We start from the raw sequence: 15,882 nt of genomic DNA, 5'->3' as shown, positions 1-15,882 counted from the left end.
TAAGTGTGAAACAACCTAGTTATGTAAAAAAAATAACTAGTCCGACGCGTTAGTGAACTAGTTTTTAAAGAAATCCTCTTCTCATGCCATGAGTATTATTACTCATCCACAAATAGTAAAAACTGCAAAAGTATAGTAACTTTAAAAACATACGGTATAGCTATCAATACTCCACCTGCCAGAAGCGTTACTATACTAAGGAAAGCAGCCATCACGATACTAAAAATACCTATTAGTACTTTTTGTATAAGCTTCTGTCCAGCAAGTGTATTTTGAAAGTTACTCCTGGTTACAATATTCTCTATATATTGATTATTACGAATGTCTTGTTGATAAAATTTCACGTATAAAACTGCGATGAGAAGGAGTCAGAAGACAGAATTCAGAATACCCCATGCCTGTTCGCGCAGCGTCTCCCCTTCTCCCAAAGGGAGAGGCTAGCGCCTGCCGTAGGATGCCCGTTCGCGTAGCGTCTCCTTTAGGAGAAGGGCTGTAGGGAGAAGTCAGGGGTTTCAATAAGGAAAGAATTTTTTCTTCTCCACGATTAAAATCGCTTGCTCTAAACCTTGATTCTTCATCCAGTCGCACAGTATCCATTCTGGATTCTGGCTCCTGAATTCTGAATTCTTCTTGGTAAATTAATTACAGGTGCAATGCAAGAATTTACACATTATTTCACATATTACTTTTTCCTCTCCCCAACTTGGTATGTTTCTTAAATCCATAGGATTCGTGGCAATTAAATCTATAAATTCACTATTGGCTCCAGTGAGCAAGCTCAAATCATTTATATTTAAGTCTGTCGCATCCAAAAATTCTTTAACTCGCAGCGTAGTTGGAGGTAATTCTGCTTTCTTTGTGTCTTGCAAATCTTCTAAGTTGCAATTTAAAGCTACACTGATTTTGCTGAGATTAGTATGAAATGGCTCTTGTGTTAATTTTTTCTTCTCAATAGGTTGTGAACTATAGAAACAAATAATAGGAAAATCAACTTGAGACTGGTTTGCCAACTCTTTAAGGGATATTTGTTTGTCTTGAGCTAGTTCAGCAATCTTGAGTCTTATGGCTTCCCTTTTTTCTTTAGGCTTTACTAGTTCTACCATCTCTACATCTAACGCTTTAGCAATTTTTTTCAAATCCTCTATTTTTTCTGTAATATTAAATTCTTGATTTTCATTGGCATATTTCTGAATATCATCTGGAGAAATACCAGAAGCTGTACTCAGTAAATCAACAGCCATATCCTTGGCTTTGACAGGATCTAACATTTGAAATACTTGAGCAACACCAGGCTCTGTGACAGACCAATTTAGGGCGATCGCAATTTTTTTAAAATCATCAGATGTTTGTGTTGCATAAGTCCGAATAGCTTCTTCAGAAACTCCTGAAGTCACACTAAGTAGATGGTAAACATTTTCTTGTGCTAGTTCTCTAATCCGAAGTTTAACCATTGATGTTAATAAAATTATGATTTTTTTAAGATAAGACTTGCTACTTAAGTTAAAAATATACAAATAAAAGTAAAAAGCATCTCAATAGTTAAGAATAATTTTATTATTTTGTTACGTATATTAACTTACAGGGTACATTAAGCGATCGCTCACCATAATCCTTTAGAGACGCGATACATTTATCGTATTTATATACCACGTCTCTCAGTCTAATTACAGATTAGCTGCATTGATCACTCCATAACCCCATTTATCATCAAATGTTCCAGTAGCTTTTTCGGGAATTGCGCTATTTTTACGTAGCAAGTCTTTCACAGCAGCCGGATCAAGTTGGGGATCACGCTGCAACAGCAGTGCTACTAACCCACTAACAAAGGGTGTCGCCATACTCGTACCCGCCTGTACCACAAACTTGGAATTAATCATCGATGAGCGGTCAAAATTTGCATCGGCGGAAAGCGTGGAAATAATCATCGCTCCTGGTGCTGCTACATCCGGCTTCTGTCCATCATTGCGTAGAGGACCTTCACTACTGAATTCTGAAATAGTATGCAATTCTAAGCCCATTTCTCGCACTTGGTGATCAATATCTATGTACGTGGCTTTAGTAGTATAGGCAGCAACTGTAATTGCACTGCTAGCGGCTCCTGGCGAACCAATTTTTACCGCGTCTTTAACACTTTTACCGGTGAAAAACACTGAAGAAGTGTCATCTAGTGTCCACACATCTAAACGTATGTCAGTTGAGGAAGTGTTGCGGACTCGCAGCTGCCAAATACCTCCCATTACTTGCGAGGGGCCGTTACCGCGTATCTGCACAAAGAAATTATGGTCGCCGTTGGCTTTATCTGGGCCTGGTGTTACTAATTGGACTCGTGCATCCGGTAACTGGTGATCCTGTGCGGGATTACCCTCAGCAATAATTTTTTGGAAGGGGGTGACAAAACCATTAGGACTCCGCAGCGACACCTCCAATTCACCGTCTTTAGAATACCAACCGTTTAACCAAACTATGCCCACTTGATTCAAAGGAACATTAAAACGCATACCACGAGTGCGTCCACTAGGTATTACTGCTTGACCATGAATGTTATAATTTCCTTCGTTACCCGCAGCACAGCAGACAATTCTTCCAGGGCCAGTTTCGGCGTCAATTACCTTTGATAGAGAATCGCTACCATCATGAGCATCAGCGTGTCCACCCAAGCTGAGATTCACCACTGCTGGATGTCCTAACTCTCTAGCAATTCGGAAAATGTAGCGGACGCCATCGGCAACATGGGCATCCTGTAAATCTGACCTGACGATAACTAATTCCGCTTCTGGTGCGACACCGCCATAGGTAGCATCGGCACCGGCAGCAATTCCAGCAACGTGAGTACCATGACCGCTAGTATCCTGAGAAATTATCAATTGCGCTCCCGTAAATTCAGCCCCATAACCGCCCTCTGTCACTCCTGGTCCTGGTAGTGTTTGATCCCAAATGTGTAAAATTCGTCCAGCAAATGCGGGGTGTTTTGGATCAATGCCACTGTCTATAATACCGATGATTACTTCTTTACCAGTCAGTCCAGTTTGGTTCTTGAACTCTGGTAGTTTGACTGTTTCCAGTGCAGTGTCCATCCTCAAATGAAGTTTGCGTGATGGCTTAATCCGCTGAATAACATCTTCTTCAGATAAGATATCTAAACTATCTAATGGTAAGAAAGCCGTCCTCACACTCCCTGAGTTTTGGTTGACTTCAATATTATATTGTGATAAATAACTTAAGTCTGCATTAGAGTCGCAATAGATAAAAACTACGCTCTTAGTTGGCTTTACCGGGCTTTTGTGGGCAATGATCCCAAGCGATCGCCTGTGTGTAACTAAAGCTTGCTCTCCTTCATTTTGATAGTCTTGAAAAGCCAAAAGTAGTCCGGGAGAAAGTTTTTCGCGCCTCATTTTTACCTCAAACTTTATTTATTGGCTGAAAGCAAAATAGTAATTTTACCAGGATAAGTCGCTTTAGCATTAATGCAAGCGGGAGTGGTTCCCGTTCAAGCGGGAGCGGTTCCCGTTCAAGCTGGAGCGGTTCCCGTTCAAGTGGGAGCGGTTCCCGTTCAAGTAGGAGCGGTTTCCGTTCAAGCGGGAGCGGTTTCCGTTCAAGTAGGAGCGGTTCCCGTTCAAGCTTTTATCAAAATTAAACATACTATTTATATAAACACCAACATTTAGTAGTTAAATTCCGAGAAATTACTGCTATGGCTGGAAAACTTTATTAAAAAAATTGTGAGTTCTGCTGAACCGGAATGCAGTTCAATTAAGGCAAGCTAGCTATAGAACCATCTTAAAGGAGTAAATCTATGTCTCGGAGAAAACGTACCTCCCGTATTCTCGAAAAAGCTGAGTTAAGATCCACTGGACTTAAATCGATTGTTCCAAACATCAAATTTAATGATGATTGTAGTATTGAAAAACTCCTGGAATCAATTGATCAGTTACGTACAAAAATTAATGTTTATAATACTGCTCTGTCTGTGATTGACTCTTCTAAAACTGAGATTGAAGAAATGGAGAAAAACTTAAGCAGTCTTTCAGAGAAAATGCTAATGGTGGTTGCTATCAAGTACGGCAAAAACAGCCGTGAATATGAGATGGGTGGCGGTGTTCGCAATAGCGAACGTATTCGCAAAATCAGGTCAAGCCGTTTAAAAGCTAGTGCAGCGCAAGCATTAGATCAAAATGCTAAGTAGAGCGGCGTGAATAATTTAAGGTTTGTAGTAAGGACTTTAGTCCTAATTTGAGCGCTGTTCGCATTGGCGTAGCCTCTCGTAGAGAAGCGTTCCCGCAGGGTAGCCCTCTCTACGAACTCATCTCAAGATTTTTTACATTACTTAATCTACTTTGATTTATTCTCACCTACTTACTTAAAACCGTTTAGTACCACTGGGGATAATTCATAATTCATAATTTGCAACATAGTAATTGTGACTGCAATTGTGCAAGTTATAATTCTGCAAAGTGCAATTGATACAGCACAGGAGAGTTTGAAGTGGGTCAATTACTGAAGAATAAGGTTGCTTTGGTGACGGGTGCAAGTCGTGGAATTGGTAAAGCGATCGCACTACGGCTGGCTGAAGATGGAGCATTCGTTGCCGTTCACTATGGGCGGAATGCTGATGCTGCTAACACCGTTGTCCAAGAGATTAAAGCCAATGGCGGAGACGCTTTCTCAGTCCAGGCAGAGTTAGGCACGCTGGCAAATGTCTATGCGCTCTACGAAGCACTGGACGCTGCACTAAACCAGCAAACCGGCACGAATCAGTTTGACATCCTGGTTAACAATGCTGGCATTGCTCCCAGGGCAACTATTGAGGAAACGACTGAGGCAATATTCGACGAACTGATTGCAGTCAATGTAAAAGCGCCATTCTTCTTGATTCAGCAGGCACTTCCCCGACTGCGAGACGGTGGACGGATTATCAACCTCTCCTCGGCAGTGACACGCATTGCCTTTCCTGATGTGACTGCCTATAGTCTTACTAAAGGAGCCATCAACACCCTCACTCTTATACTCGCTAAACAGCTTGGCGCACGCAACATCACGGTTAATTCCCTCGCTCCCGGCATTATTGACACGGAGATGAATACAGACATACTTGCGGACGAAGCCTCACAGAAATTTGCAGCTAGTCTATCGGCACTGGGTCGAATCGGGCAACCCAGCGATATTGCAGATGCGGCTGCCTTCCTCGCTTCATCTGATAGTCGTTGGGTGACGGGTCAATACCTTGATCTTAGTGGCGGGTCGCATCTTTAGCGGCTAGCGACCTGCAAAAGTATTGATCTCCTCTAATGACTACTGACAAACAACAGATTTTCTATCATAAGTAAGATCCATAAAGAAGCTAGTATTTGCAACGATCGCTTCTAAAGCCACTAAGAATCATTCATGCAAATTCAAACACCAGACTGGGTGAAGCACGCTGTTTTCTACCAAATATTTCCAGATCGTTTTGCTAGAAGCAAACAGCCACACAAACGGCTGTTGCGTGAAGCTCGTTGGGAAGATTGGGACGCTATGCCAACTCTCCAAGGTTATAAAGGCGGCGACTTATGGGGGATCATGGAGAGTTTAGACTACATCCAGGATCTAGGGATTAATGCGATTTACTTCACACCGATTTTTCAATCCGCTAGTAATCACCGCTATCATACCCACGATTATTACCAAGTTGACCCGATGCTGGGGGGTAACGAGGCTTTTAAGGAATTGCTCGATGCAGCCCATGAACGGAATATCAAAGTTGTTCTAGATGGGGTGTTTAACCATTCCAGTCGGGGCTTTTTCTTTTTCCATGACGTTCTAGAAAATGGTCCTCATTCGCCTTGGGTAAATTGGTTCAAAATAGAAGGCTGGCCTCTTTCACCTTACAATGGGGAATTTCCTGCCAACTATGTAGGTTGGGGTGGAAATCGGGCATTGCCAGAATTTAACCACGACAATCCAGAAGTCCGAGAATACATTATGGAAATTGCCGAATATTGGATTAAATTCGGCATCGATGGTTGGCGATTGGATGTACCATTTGAAATAAAAACTCCTGGCTTTTGGCAGGAATTTCGCGATCGCGTTAAGGCAGTCAATCCTGAAGCTTACATTGTGGGCGAAGTCTGGGGAGATTCCCGCGAGTGGTTGGATGGAACGCAATTTGACGGCGTGATGAATTATCTCTTTACTGGGCCGACAATTGCCTTTGCGGCTGGCGATCGCGTAGTCTTAGAACAAGTCCAAAGCCGTGACTATCAACCTTACCCACCCTTATTTGCTGCCGACTACGCTACCAAAATCCAACAAATACTAAAACTTTACCCTTGGGAAATTCAGCTAACTCAACTCAATTTGCTCGCAAGTCACGATACAGCCCGATTGATGACCATTGCAGGCGGCGATATCGGTAGTATAGAATTGTCAACTCTACTGCTCCTCACCTTTCCCGGTGCGCCCAGCATCTACTATGGTGATGAAGTTGGTTTACCTGGTGCAATAGATCCAGACTCACGTCGTGGCTTTCCTTTAGAGAGTAACTGGGATCAAGAAATTTTCAATACTCACCGTCAATTAATTACCCTGCGCCACACTTACCCAGCATTGCGTACAGGTGATTACCAAGTCCTCCATGCTCAAGGACAACTTTATATCTTTGCGCGAACTTTGGGCACAGAGGAATTGATAATTGCCGTCAACGCTGGCACAAGTTCGGCAACAGCCAATGCAGATGTCGTCAGTTTACGTACTCAACCCAATAAGCTGTTATATGGCACTGCTGAAGTTGAGTGGAATGGTGAAGGAGAAACTCAGCAGTTGTCATTAACTATTCCTCCACGCAGTGGTTGCATTCTGGGAGTAGGGAGTGGAAAGTAGGAAAACAAGGGAGAGGAGGCAATACGGTTTGATAAGACTTGATCCCCCTTGCCCCCCTTTTTAAGGGGGGCAAAGGATGGCTCTATTTCCCCCTTTTTAAGGGGGGTCCAGTCCGCCCTTGCGGTTTCCCGACTTGTACCCCTTCGGGGAAGCAAGCTACGCGCAGCGTCTCCGGTAAGGAGAAGGATCTGGCGTGGACTAAGGGGGATCTTTAAGGACTGTGCAACCAAACCGTATTGGGAGATAAGGGAAAAGGAAAATAACCAATGCCCAATACCTTATTTTCCCGCCACCATTGCAGGCATTAACACCGCATCGATAATATGGATCACGCCATTGTCTGCCAGAATATCTGTTTTGACGACATTGGCGTTATTCACCTTAATTTTGCCGTCAGCAGATTCAATGGCTACAATTGACCCTTCAATCGTCTCTGCTTCATTAATCTGTACCAAGTCATCAGACCTGACATCGCCACTAGCGATATGATATGCCACAATTTTCTTGAGCTTGGGGATGTCTTGTAGTAGCGCATCTAAAGTTCCCTCTGGCAAATTGGCAAAGGCTTCGTCAGTCGGGGCAAATAGTGTGAAAGAACCAGGACTTTTGAGAATTTCTATGAGATTTGCAGCTTTAGCAGCCTTCACCAGATTATTGAAGTTTCCCGCGTTGACAGCAGTTTCCAAAAGGTCAGCCATAAGGGTATGTGACTTTAGTCAGGTAATATTATAAGTAACTTATAGTGATTAAAATGCTTTCAACCTCTATCAAGAGAGAGGTTGCTGGCAATGAAATACACAGCAGCAGATTTATCAGTACTGCTACACTAGGAAATGACCCCAAGATGCACTGATTATGCTAAAGCGTTCTAAGTTCGAAACAACTCAGTCTCAGATTATGCACCGTTCTGAGGAGCTGATTGGTGCAGCCTCAAATCGTTACCGCATTACGGTTCAGGTGGCAAATCGGGCAAAACGTCGGCGTTATGAAGACTTTGAAAGTAACGAAGATGTGATGATGAAGCCAGTGTTAAGGGCAATTATCGAAATGTCCGATGAATTGACTCAGCCAGAGATTATTGGTGAAATTTAAAATAAAGGTTTTAAGAAGGTAGGATGAGCAAAAATTTATCGTTCATTCAATCCCTACTCAAGCCCTGGCAAACACTCACTGCCTTGATGGTAGTGAGTGTAATTGTTTTGGGTTCAGGGGCTGATAAACCAATAGATACAAATTTATTTACGATCCAAAGAGCGATCGCAGCGCCAATGCCTCAGGTATATGCTCAAAGAACAACCCCTGGCGATGTTTGGCAACTAGTTTATCAGCAATTACCAGATTTACCACGGGTAAATAAGTATATCAGCAAAGAAAATGGCAAAGTTGCCGAAAACAACACCCTGGTAAATCGCCTGATTAGATATCACGTTTATACCAAAGGGCGCGCCCCAATTTATCGCTTGGATTGGAAGCTGACTTTAGCTGATTATCTGGGTGCGAATGAAATTATGTATGATACTACCTATCCAGGGAATGATACACTACGGGAAAATCCTCTGAAAAGTGATCGAGATGCGATCGCCCGTCTCACCCGCAACCAGCGAAACGACTTAGTGCAAGTGTTAGTAAATATATTTAATCCTACTTCCCAAAATACCTCATCACCTGACCCCAACACTACAGACACTCCGACTACATTCACCACGCCACAGCCACCCCAGCGAGGAGGTGCTGAATTACTCAAGTAATAGTCTCTTTTTATGGAACGTGTTGTCAAAAGCGGATCTGGCTGGCGTATTGGCTGGAATCCCGATGTACTTGAATTTAAAGGTTTAGTCGGTACAGATGATTGGGCAATTGAGTTAACCGAAGCCGAGTTGAATGATTTTTGCCGTCTTTTAGCACAACTAGCAGACACCATGAAGCAACTCGCAACTGAATTGATGGAAGAGGAAAAAATTGCTTGTGAAGCTGAAAGCGATTTATTATGGATGGAGGTGGAAGGCTATCCTCATGCTTACAGTCTGCGCTTGATCTTAAATACAGGACGATGTGTAGAAGGTCAGTGGAATGCTTCTGCTGTTCCAGATTTACTGCAAGCTGCGGCAATGCTCAAAGTTTTTTAAATTTGCCTCTTGACTTTAATAGAGTTTTGCAATAGAATTGGGGTTCTGACCGGGGCGTAGCGCAGCTTGGTAGCGCGCCACTTTGGGGTAGTGGAGGTCGTGGGTTCGAATCCCGCCGCTCCGATTGATGATAAGCTATGCCTGCTAGTCTCTTCAAAAGATTTGCAGGCTTTCTAGTCGAGATATTTCGCTAGCCTCTACCAACTCACATCTTGCACCAAGCCCAAACGACTGGAAGTCGCACGCCAGGTGCTTCAAGTCGGGCATTGCCCGCCCAACGCACTGGCTCGGCTATACAAACAAAGTCCGCCTGCGCGGACTAAGGGAAATCAAGGGTTTTGAAGCCTGGGTCGGCAGGCTTTGTTCTGGTAGCCGCGATTTTAATCGTTAGGTGCAAGATGTGAGCCAATCGTGGCGAATCGAGGGTTGAAATTTAAACGCAAAGGGGAGGCAGCGCGGTCTTCTCCCAAAGGGAGAGGCTAGCGCCTTCGCGGAGCGTCTCGTAGAGAAGGGGGTTTCCCCCATGAGTGACTGTCGGCGCAAAGAATTTGCTAGGAATTAATAAAACTATCTGGTGGGTGTCAGGAGATTTTGCTGATAAAAGAACGCTATCGGTTACTCAAGCTGACTGGTGAAGGGGAATTGTGCAAAACCTTCCTCGCTGTAGATGAGGGAGAGTTTCCCCCAGTTCCTTGTGTAGTACAACAATTCTCGCTGCAAAACGAATCACTTAAAGCCTGTCAGCAAAAAGCCCAAGAGCTAGAACAATTAGCCAAGCATCCCCAGATTTGCACTTTACTAGCACATTTCCAGGAAGATGGATACTTTTATTGGGTGCAGGAGTTTATTGCAGGTACAAATTTAGCTCAGGTGGTTGAGGAAGAAGGCGCTTTTAATGAAACTCAAATTTGGCAACTTTTAGCAGATTTGTTGCCAGTTTTGCAGTTTATTAGCGATCGCAATATTATCCACCGCGATATTAAACCCCAAAATATCATCCGTAGATCCCCAATTACCAAGATAGGGGATTTAGTCATAATCGATTTTACCACGGCGAAAATCGTCACAGAAACCGATTGGCTAACAGATGAAACCAACATTGGTAGTCCAGAATATGCTGCACCAGAACAAACGAGGGGAAAAGCCGTTTTTGCTAGTGACCTTTACAGTCTGGGTGTAACTTGCATTTACCTACTTACCCAGATTCCTCCCTTTGATTTATTTGATATTGCTAATGATTGCTGGGCTTGGCGACAATATATTACCACTAAAGTAAGCGATGTCTGGCGACAAGACGCAAGGCGTCTACGCCTAGCGCTAATCCTCGACAAGTTGCTGCAAAATGCTATCAGCCGCCGCTTTCAATCAGCTGATGAAGTTATGCAAGCTATGGGTATCGAATGTAAAACTCAAAATTTTAAAATCCCAAATCCCCTGTGGCAATGCTTGCATACCCTAACTGGACATTCCGGTGTATTGAGTAGTGTGAATGCCATTGCCGTTAGCCCTGACGGTAACACTTTAGCCAGTGGTGGGGATGACAAAAACATTAAATTGTGGGATTTAAACACCAAAAAATTCCTAGCTAACTTATCAGGACATTCCCAACCTGTAACATCAGTCGCCTTCAGTCCAAATGGTCAAATTCTGGCAACTGCTAGCGACGATAAAACTATCAAACTGTGGCAGCTTGAGACATTAGAAGAAATCTGCACCCTCTTGGGACACTCACATACTGTAAAATCAGTAGCTTTCAGTCCAGATGGGCAGATTCTCGCTAGTGGTAGTTGGGATAAGACAATCAAACTCTGGGATGTAAATACTGGCGCAGAAATTTGCACCATAATTGGACACCAATTACAGGTAAATTCAGTCGCATTTAGTCCCCAAGGACAGATTCTAGCCAGCGCTAGTTATGACAGAACAATTCGCCTGTGGCAAATACCTGCATTTGCAGATTTGCATAGAGAATTTAAAAACCGCCCATGCTATAGCTTGTTAAGCACCCTTTCAGGTCATGCATGGGCGGTTTTGACAGTCGCTTTTAGTCCTGATGGTCAAATTTTGGCGACGGGTAGTGATGATAACACTATTAAATTGTGGGAGGTAAACACTGGTCAGTTAATTTACACACTTGTAAGCCATTCCTGGTCTGTGGTGGCTGTGGCTTTTTCTGCCGATGGCGAAACCCTCCTGAGTGCAAGTTGCGACAAAACAGTTAAACTCTGGAGGGTAAGCACAGCAGAAGAGATTGTTACTCTCTCTGGTCATGTAGACTCAGTATCTACCGTTGCTGTGAGCCAAGTTACACAATTAATTGCAAGTGGCAGCAAGGACAAGACTATCAAACTGTGGCAGCTTGTAGAACAGCGCGTAGGCTTAGCCCGTCGTAGACATCGCTAATTTTGTAATATCAAGCGCTACCCGTGAAGGCAACTTCTGGAAATTTCAATTGAGCTTCCGCCATCGGGCGGTTTCTGCCTTCCTCTTGCCAGTAGTTAATTACTTCTGTCGCTTTGTTAAGCAACTCGACACGATCCAAGTCGGCAATCCAATGTTTGGCTTCGAGTTCCTTCTTTAACTCTTCCCAGGCATCATTTCTGGGCCAGAAAAAGTACTTCGTTAAAGGACTGGTGCCTTTGCCGACAATTTGATCGACTGCTAGAGCAACGTTCTCGTCTAACCACAAAATTTTCAAAATAAACTTGGTCAATCACACCTCCGGGAATTTCCGGGCATTACTTAATTATGATAGCGATCGCTTATTCTAACGCAATACCTTACCAAATGACTAAACAGTAATTGAGAATGTACTACCATAAGGTACAGTCGGCGCTAACTAAAGATGCTTATGACTGCCCAACGGCCGCAATCTCAAATGTTATCTGGTTCAGATTTGTATCAGCAAGACTTTTACCTGTGGGTTCAAACCACGGCAGAACTGCTCAAGCAAGGTCGGCTTACAGAACTGGACTTAGAGAATTTGATTGATGAAATTGAAACAATGGGCAGAAGTGAAAAGAAAGCACTGAGAAGCGATTTGGAAGTGGTGCTGAGGCATCTGTTGAAGTATAAATATCAGTCCGAGAAGCGCTCTGGTAGTTGGCGAGCAACAATTCGGGAGCATCGCAAACGCCTTAGACAAGCTCTAGAAGAAAGTCCTAGCCTCAAACCCTATTTATATGAAGTTTTCGGGCTGTGTTATGGCGATGCTAGACTCTTGGCTGCTGATGAAACTGAATTGGATGTAGTTATCTTTCCTGAAGAATCTCCTTTCACGCCAGAGCAAGCCCTTGACCCTGATTTTTTACCAGAGTCAATCATAATTCATAATTCGTAATGACGCTCGATAGCGTTCGCACAGCGTCTCGTAGAGAAGCGTTAGCGACGTAGGAGCGTCTGACTCGCTAACGCTGCGCTAACGTAATTCGTAATTGCTATACTGCAAGGGTTTTAGCCATTTCAACTGGGTGGCTTATTTTTGCCGTTGTGAACTACCATAAAGTTTAGTCGGCGCTAACTACAGATGCTTATGACTGCCCAACTGCCACAATCTCAAACGCCCCAATCTCAAACGACAGCTGGTTCAGATTTGTATGAGCAAGACTTTTATCTGTGGATTCAAACCACAGCAGAACTACTCAAGCAAAAGAATTTCACACAACTGGACTTAGACAACCTGATTGATGAAATTGAAACAATGGGCAGAAGTGAAAAGCGGGCATTGGAGAGCAATCTGGAAGTGTTGCTGATGCATCTGCTCAAATACCAAATTCAAACTGAAAGACGCTCAAAAAGTTGGCAGTACACAATTTTGGAACACCGTAGGCGAGTCCAAAAGGCACTCAAGGAAAGTCCGAGCTTGAAGCCTCATTTTGATCAGGTTTTCGATGAAAGCTATCAAACCGCTAGACGACTGGCTGTAATTGAAACTGGATTAGCGATCGCTACCTTCCCTGAACAATCTCCCTTTACACTAGAGCAAGTCCTCGACTCTGATTTTTTGCCGGAGTCATAAACTCACGCTTTCACTTGGCTGCCCCAAGGACTCCTATGAATCCAGATACCTAACCTACACTTTAACCTTTAGCAATAAGCAAGAGTTAATGAGATTATTTTTGACTCTATTGACAATGTGCTGTTCTTGTTGAGATAAGACGGCAGATATGCTAGTCCAACACAATTAGATACACACGGTTTATAGAGAAGAAGGCAAGAGCACTCATACAAAAGGCAGGTTCCTGAATATTTCTTATTCCCTGTTAGTCCAGATTTTGCTGTAATTAATTGCGCCTGACTACTTATCTCATGCCCTACTGACTTTTTGGAACACCAGATTTTATATTTTAAAGATTTCATGAAGAAGCAGCAATCTTGTACGTATTTACTCTTAGTGTGGATACAAGACCAAAATATACCTTGATATTCTCACTAAAAACGCTACATACCAGAACTTAAAAAACTGTCAAAGTTCAACGATAGCAAGCAGGGATCATTTACAATATTCCCCATGAGGCAGATAACACGGTGGTTGCTACTGCTAGAAACATCTAGGTAAAACAGAGAATAAAAACTCATAGATATTAATTTTATTATAAAGATTTCATGAACATGAGCGTTGTGTTATTGCTTTTATCAAGTAAATTTGCAATAATCCGATTGTTAAAAACAACACCCTTTAATCAAACTCAAAAAAAATAAAATGGTGCTAAGTTGTTGGTTAATTTAGTAGTCAAAGACACAAAACTCTAGAAGAAAACCAGTTATAGATTATGACAGGTTAAGTGTATCAGTTGTACTGATTCTGAACATATCTAGGTAAGTTTTCGCCACTTTATAAGGGTTTGTAATCTATAAAATCAATTAAATTGCTTAAGTAAAGGCGTTTTAATTAAAGCACCCTTGTAGACAGTTAAGCTAAGTATTTATAACAATATTGTTTTGTTGTGATCTGCAATGATGCAGAATTTACTTACGTGAATCACTTTAGGGAGTAATAAGTTAATTGCATGACTACTTCTTGTTTCAAGTCTCGTGTAGATACTGAATACAAGCATTCAACATTAGTAGATTTATTGAGTCAAAGAGCACAACATCAATCTGAGCAAAAAGCTTATACATTTTTGAAGGGCACAGAGGCTCAAACAGATGAACTGACTTATAAAGAGCTACACTTACAGGCTCAGGCGATCGCGGCTTCTCTGCAATCTTTAAAATTATTTGGCGAACGTGCCCTACTTCTCTATCAACCAGGTTTAGATTTCGTTGCTGCCTTTTTTGGATGTTTATATGCCGGGGTTATAGCTGTTCCTGCCTATCCACCTAGACAAAATCAAAATCTGTCCAGATTGCAGGCAATGACAGCAGATGCTCAAGCAAAAGTTGTACTCACTTCCACAGGATTAGTAGAAAGCTTAAAAGCTTGTTCTAACAAGGGTCTGGAACTAGCTGAGTTGCATTTGTTAGCAACTGACAGTTTGAGTGATGACCTAGCCAAAGCATGGCAGCAACCAGAAATCAACAGCGAAAGTTTAGCTTTTATTCAGTACACATCGGGTTCCACAGGAAATCCCAAAGGTGTCATGGTCAGTCATGGTAACCTGATGCATAACTTGGCCTTGATCCATAGCTTTTTTGAGCATAGACATGATAGCCAGGGCTTAATTTGGTTGCCACCTTATCACGATATGGGATTAATTGGTGGGGTGTTACAACCTCTTTATGGTGGTTTTCCAGTAACACTGATGGCACCGGTAGACTTTCTACAAAAGCCTTTACGGTGGTTGCAAGCCATTTCTCACTATCGAGCTACTACTAGCGGAGGTCCAAATTTTGCCTATGATTTGTGTGTACGTAAAATTACTTCAGAACAACGAGCCAGCCTTGATTTGAGCAGTTGGGAAGTTGCTTTTACTGGAGCTGAACCTGTCCGTGCAGAGACGTTAGAGCAGTTTGCTGCAACTTTTGAACCTTGCGGCTTCCGTAGGGAGGCATTTTATCCTTGCTATGGAATGGCTGAAACCACTCTGATAGTTTCTGGAGGCGTGAAAAATGCTTTACCAGTTGTTAAGTGGGTTGAGAGTACCGCACTAGAACGCAACGAAGTGGTGAAAGCTAGCGATAATCAGGAAGATGTCCGAGTGTTTGTCGGTTGTGGGCAAAGTTATCCAGACCAAAAGATTGTAATTGTTAACCCCGAATCTTTAACACTTTGTTCTGAAGAACAAGTAGGAGAAATATGGGTGTCTGGTGAAAGTGTCGCTCAGGGTTATTGGAATCGAAGTGAGGAGACAGAGCAAAGCTTTCATGCTTATCTAGCAGATACCGGAGAAGGGCCATTTCTCCGCACAGGAGACTTGGGATTTTTGCAAGATGGTGAGCTATTTGTCACTGGACGCATCAAAGATGTAATTATCATTCGCGGACAAAACCATTATCCCCAAGATATTGAACTGACTGTAGAAAGAAGTCACCCTACTCTGCGACCTAGTTGTGGAGCAACCTTCTCAGTAGATTTCAAGGGTTCTGAGCGATTGGTAATTGTTCAAGAAGTAGAGCGGAGTTATCTACGAAAATTGGATGTTCAAGAAGTAGTAGGAAACATTAGGCAGGCAGTGGTAGCACAGCATGGCTTAGAAGTTTTCGCTACAGTTCTTGTTAAGACTGGAAGCATACCAAAAACTTCTAGTGGCAAGATTAGACGCCATGCTTGTAGGTCTGCATTTCTCTCAGGTAGTCTAGATGTTGTCAAAGACTGGAGTGAGAGGGTGTTTTAAAAGTTTTAGGAGGTCAAAAATTAAGCCAGTCGCCTTACCATAATACGGATCATGGCAAGGTAGATAAAAGTCTCAGATGTTTCGGGCAATAACTCATAATCTCTGACTAATCGCCGACAGCCCAT

The 15,882-nt window shown here is 42.9% G+C and carries 15 protein-coding genes, 1 tRNA gene and 1 pseudogene; 12 read left to right on the top strand and 5 right to left on the bottom strand.

Annotated features, from left to right (window positions below; translation table 11 throughout):
* Nucleotides 1–638: 638 nt before the first annotated feature.
* Complete coding sequence (locus ACEW80_RS27320; RefSeq protein ID WP_373529611.1) at nucleotides 639–1,514, bottom strand: helix-turn-helix domain-containing protein; 876 nt, start codon at nucleotides 1,512–1,514, stop codon at nucleotides 639–641.
* Nucleotides 1,515–1,664: 150 nt separating this feature from the next.
* Complete coding sequence (locus ACEW80_RS27315) at nucleotides 1,665–3,392, bottom strand: S8 family serine peptidase (protein ID WP_373529610.1); 1,728 nt, start codon at nucleotides 3,390–3,392, stop codon at nucleotides 1,665–1,667.
* 84 nt (nucleotides 3,393–3,476) lie between these two features.
* Between ACEW80_RS27315 and ACEW80_RS27310 the strand changes: the two genes are divergently transcribed.
* From ACEW80_RS27310 to ACEW80_RS27295, 4 genes are all read left to right on the top strand, one after another.
* The gene (locus ACEW80_RS27310) at nucleotides 3,477–3,665 is read left to right on the top strand and encodes a hypothetical protein (RefSeq protein WP_373529609.1); all 189 of its coding nucleotides are present in this window, start codon (nucleotides 3,477–3,479) and stop codon (nucleotides 3,663–3,665) included.
* A gap of 128 nt (nucleotides 3,666–3,793) precedes the next feature.
* Nucleotides 3,794–4,183, top strand: a complete 390-nt coding sequence (locus ACEW80_RS27305; protein ID WP_373529608.1) for a hypothetical protein — start codon at nucleotides 3,794–3,796, stop codon at nucleotides 4,181–4,183.
* 299 nt (nucleotides 4,184–4,482) lie between these two features.
* Nucleotides 4,483–5,250, top strand: coding sequence for an SDR family oxidoreductase (locus ACEW80_RS27300; protein ID WP_373529607.1), 768 nt, complete (start codon nucleotides 4,483–4,485; stop codon nucleotides 5,248–5,250).
* A 132-nt stretch (nucleotides 5,251–5,382) separates the two neighbouring features.
* Entirely contained in the window at nucleotides 5,383–6,855 is a 1,473-nt protein-coding gene (locus tag ACEW80_RS27295; protein WP_373529606.1) for a glycoside hydrolase family 13 protein, read from the top strand.
* A gap of 278 nt (nucleotides 6,856–7,133) precedes the next feature.
* Here the strand turns inward: ACEW80_RS27295 and ACEW80_RS27290 are convergent, their stop codons facing one another.
* Nucleotides 7,134–7,553, bottom strand: coding sequence for a fasciclin domain-containing protein (locus tag ACEW80_RS27290; protein WP_373529605.1), 420 nt, complete (start codon nucleotides 7,551–7,553; stop codon nucleotides 7,134–7,136).
* Nucleotides 7,554–7,710: 157 nt separating this feature from the next.
* Between ACEW80_RS27290 and ACEW80_RS27285 the strand changes: the two genes are divergently transcribed.
* The 5 genes from ACEW80_RS27285 (at nucleotide 7,711) to ACEW80_RS27265 (ending at nucleotide 11,384) form a co-directional block, all read left to right on the top strand.
* Nucleotides 7,711–7,947 carry a DNA-directed RNA polymerase subunit omega gene (locus ACEW80_RS27285; RefSeq protein WP_334797857.1) on the top strand — a complete coding sequence of 79 codons (237 nt, stop codon included), beginning with the start codon at nucleotides 7,711–7,713 and terminating at the stop codon, nucleotides 7,945–7,947.
* 23 nt (nucleotides 7,948–7,970) lie between these two features.
* Nucleotides 7,971–8,603 (top strand): hypothetical protein, encoded by a 633-nt coding sequence (locus ACEW80_RS27280; protein ID WP_373529604.1) that lies wholly within the window; start codon nucleotides 7,971–7,973, stop codon nucleotides 8,601–8,603.
* A gap of 12 nt (nucleotides 8,604–8,615) precedes the next feature.
* On the top strand, nucleotides 8,616–8,981 hold the full coding sequence (locus ACEW80_RS27275; protein WP_373529603.1) for a DUF1818 family protein: 366 nt from the start codon (nucleotides 8,616–8,618) through the stop codon (nucleotides 8,979–8,981).
* A 50-nt stretch (nucleotides 8,982–9,031) separates the two neighbouring features.
* Nucleotides 9,032–9,105, top strand: a tRNA-Pro gene (locus ACEW80_RS27270).
* Nucleotides 9,106–9,572: 467 nt separating this feature from the next.
* Nucleotides 9,573–11,384: a protein kinase gene (locus ACEW80_RS27265; protein WP_373529602.1), complete on the top strand. Its 1,812-nt coding sequence runs from the start codon at nucleotides 9,573–9,575 to the stop codon at nucleotides 11,382–11,384.
* 10 nt (nucleotides 11,385–11,394) lie between these two features.
* Here the strand turns inward: ACEW80_RS27265 and ACEW80_RS27260 are convergent, their stop codons facing one another.
* Nucleotides 11,395–11,694, bottom strand: a complete 300-nt coding sequence (locus ACEW80_RS27260; protein ID WP_196516454.1) for a 30S ribosomal protein PSRP-3 — start codon at nucleotides 11,692–11,694, stop codon at nucleotides 11,395–11,397.
* A gap of 138 nt (nucleotides 11,695–11,832) precedes the next feature.
* Here ACEW80_RS27260 and ACEW80_RS27255 point away from each other — a divergent pair, with 138 nt between their 5' ends.
* From ACEW80_RS27255 to ACEW80_RS27245, 3 genes are all read left to right on the top strand, one after another.
* Nucleotides 11,833–12,321, top strand: a complete 489-nt coding sequence (locus tag ACEW80_RS27255) for a DUF29 domain-containing protein (protein ID WP_373529601.1) — start codon at nucleotides 11,833–11,835, stop codon at nucleotides 12,319–12,321.
* Between the two features lie 192 nt (nucleotides 12,322–12,513).
* Nucleotides 12,514–12,999, top strand: a complete 486-nt coding sequence (locus ACEW80_RS27250; protein WP_373529600.1) for a DUF29 domain-containing protein — start codon at nucleotides 12,514–12,516, stop codon at nucleotides 12,997–12,999.
* Nucleotides 13,000–13,990: 991 nt separating this feature from the next.
* Nucleotides 13,991–15,757, top strand: a complete 1,767-nt coding sequence (locus ACEW80_RS27245) for a fatty acyl-AMP ligase (RefSeq protein ID WP_373529599.1) — start codon at nucleotides 13,991–13,993, stop codon at nucleotides 15,755–15,757.
* Between the two features lie 20 nt (nucleotides 15,758–15,777).
* On the opposite strand, the pseudogene ACEW80_RS27240 reads toward ACEW80_RS27245, so the two are convergent.
* Nucleotides 15,778–15,882: pseudogene (locus ACEW80_RS27240) on the bottom strand (IS5/IS1182 family transposase); the annotation flags it as partial.

The sequence above is a fragment of the Nostoc sp. genome (genome assembly GCF_041747015.1).
Taxonomy (GTDB): Bacteria; Cyanobacteriota; Cyanobacteriia; order Cyanobacteriales; family Nostocaceae; genus Nostoc.
This window is presented reverse-complemented; position numbering and strand designations above follow the sequence as displayed.

Coding starts and splice junctions, on each gene's coding strand:
- ACEW80_RS27245 (WP_373529599.1), top strand. CDS start 13,991: ATGACTACTTCTTGTTTCAAGTCTCGTGTAGATACTGAATACAAGCAT.
- ACEW80_RS27315 (WP_373529610.1), bottom strand. CDS start 3,392: ATGAGGCGCGAAAAACTTTCTCCCGGACTACTTTTGGCTTTTCAAGAC.
- ACEW80_RS27285 (WP_334797857.1), top strand. CDS start 7,711: ATGCTAAAGCGTTCTAAGTTCGAAACAACTCAGTCTCAGATTATGCAC.
- ACEW80_RS27255 (WP_373529601.1), top strand. CDS start 11,833: ATGACTGCCCAACGGCCGCAATCTCAAATGTTATCTGGTTCAGATTTG.
- ACEW80_RS27250 (WP_373529600.1), top strand. CDS start 12,514: ATGACTGCCCAACTGCCACAATCTCAAACGCCCCAATCTCAAACGACA.
- ACEW80_RS27295 (WP_373529606.1), top strand. CDS start 5,383: ATGCAAATTCAAACACCAGACTGGGTGAAGCACGCTGTTTTCTACCAA.
- ACEW80_RS27305 (WP_373529608.1), top strand. CDS start 3,794: ATGTCTCGGAGAAAACGTACCTCCCGTATTCTCGAAAAAGCTGAGTTA.
- ACEW80_RS27290 (WP_373529605.1), bottom strand. CDS start 7,553: ATGGCTGACCTTTTGGAAACTGCTGTCAACGCGGGAAACTTCAATAAT.
- ACEW80_RS27280 (WP_373529604.1), top strand. CDS start 7,971: ATGAGCAAAAATTTATCGTTCATTCAATCCCTACTCAAGCCCTGGCAA.
- ACEW80_RS27275 (WP_373529603.1), top strand. CDS start 8,616: ATGGAACGTGTTGTCAAAAGCGGATCTGGCTGGCGTATTGGCTGGAAT.